Here is a 2,009-nt window from a genome sequence, read left to right on the forward strand (position 1 = left end):
CCCAGTATTGAACATTTTTATCGGGATTATTGAAGTAGTATTTTACCGCATCTGCCTGATATTTTCCGCAGGTATAGGGTTTAGGCTCATAATCAAAATTCCAATCAATAATGGTAAATCCAAAAAAGACCAGTTTGAATTCAGATTCTACTTTAAGATAAAACGTAAGTCCATCACTGTAGAGCTGCGTGGTCATATAGATTCCATCTTTATCCGTGCCTATATGCGGTTTAATCCCTATTTTACCTGTAACCGCGAGTTGGAATTCGCCGCTACTGTTTATTTCTGTAATGATTAAATAGGTGTTTAAATTATATTCTTCTTTTTCAATATAATTTCTGAAATCGTTTTCATTAAAATTAAAGCAGATCAGCAAAGCCCTTTTTATATCCGGAAATACATTAATTTTTACAGGTATGCTGTATCGGCAGGTTTCTGCCATTACCAAAACCATATTAATAAAAAAACGGCGGAGTTATCCGCCTGTTTTATTTATCTTATTACCTCTAATTCATTGGAGCCTTTGGGTTTGTATAAGTAGAAGGTATAAGCTTCAGGAAAGTTGCTGAATTGAGCTTTGGCAACTAAAGGGGAATATCCATAAGATTTTAAATCTTTACTAACCAGGGTAACAACCCTGCCATTGCCATAAAATTTTAATTCTACGGTATTGGGGTCTAATGGGAAGATAAACTTTTGTTTGACCTTGGCTCCTTCTTTAGCTGTTTTTATTGAGTTACCAAATCTTGCTTTACTCTGCCATGCGCGAGCTAAAGCGGATTCATATAAGGATTTAGTTACTAACTGAACAAATTCAGCGCTTTTATTGTTTTCGATAATAGATTGAATCTTTTTATAAAAGTCTAATACTTCTTGCTTTATGTTCGGATGGTTTCTTAAATCCTGTCCATCGCTCCAGCCGGTTATCTGCCAGTTCATCTCTTCGGGTTTAACCTCAAATTCCATTTTGTATTCCGCATACGCTTGTTTATCATCTTCCATCTTTGGCGTTTCAAAGGTTAATATATCCCATTTAGTCGGATCTGGGTTATCCTTCGCTCTATTATTCCATGCCCACATAGGGTCTGAATGTCTTTCATTTTTTGTTATCGTGATTTTAAGCTTCGTGTCTTTGGTTAAACTTTTTTTAAACAAGGTATCTTCAATTTTTTGCGGGTATAATCGCAAGGTAACGGTCTGTTTTCCGGGCTTTAAAATGTATTTATTTATACCATCACTCGTTGACCAGTTTCCTAATCCGAAAAAGGCAATAACAGGCACATCGTTAACTAAGATTTCATACGAACAATCGGTATGTTTGTATTCCAATTCATAAAGGTAGCTTTTTTCTTGATCTACAATCGTTTTTTCCATTTCAGCTATATTGAATTTTGGGTTATTATTTTGTTTTTCGTTTTGTCCACAGCCTTGCAAGGACAAGCATAGTAGAGAGATTAATAATAAGTATTTCATAATTTATATATTTTAATTTTCATCGGGGATTACTTCCCAGTATTGAACATCTTTATCGGGATTATTGAAGTAGTATTTTACCGCATCTACCTGATATTTTCCGCAGGTATAGGGTTTAGGTTCATAATCAAAATTCCAATCAATAATGGTAAATCCAAAAAAGACCAATTTGTATTCAGATTTTACTTTAAGATAAAACGTAAGTCCATCACTGTAAGGCTGCGTGGTCATATAGATTCCATCTTTATCCGTGCCTATATGCGGTTTAATCCCTATTTTGCCTGTAACACCTATTTGAAATTTACCGCTACTGTTTATTTCTGTAATGATTAAATAGGTGTTTAAATTATATTCTTCTTTTTCAATATAATTTCTGAAATCGTTTTCATTAAAATTAAAGCAGATCAGCAAAGCCCTTTTTATATCCGGAAATACATTAATTTTTACAGGTATGCTGTATCGGCAGGTTTCTGCCATTACCAAAACCATATTAATAAAAAAACGGCGGAGTTATCCGCCTGTTTTATTTATCTTAT

At 33.9% G+C, this 2,009-nt stretch carries 3 protein-coding genes; all 3 read right to left on the minus strand.

Annotated elements, in window-relative coordinates; translation table 11 throughout:
* A partial coding sequence (locus GQ590_RS11905) for a hypothetical protein (protein ID WP_160422638.1) occupies positions 1-454 on the minus strand: 454 nt, incomplete at its 3' end.
* Between the two features lie 38 nt (positions 455-492).
* A complete protein-coding gene (locus GQ590_RS11910; RefSeq protein ID WP_160422640.1) occupies positions 493-1,473 on the minus strand; it encodes a hypothetical protein in 981 nt (326 codons plus the stop codon).
* A gap of 12 nt (positions 1,474-1,485) precedes the next feature.
* A complete protein-coding gene (locus GQ590_RS11915) occupies positions 1,486-1,962 on the minus strand; it encodes a hypothetical protein (protein WP_160422642.1) in 477 nt (158 codons plus the stop codon).
* Positions 1,963-2,009: the final 47 nt, after the last annotated feature.

It is taken from the genome of Gilliamella sp. Lep-s35, from assembly GCF_009795845.1.
Lineage (GTDB): Bacteria > Pseudomonadota > Gammaproteobacteria > Enterobacterales > Orbaceae > Gilliamella.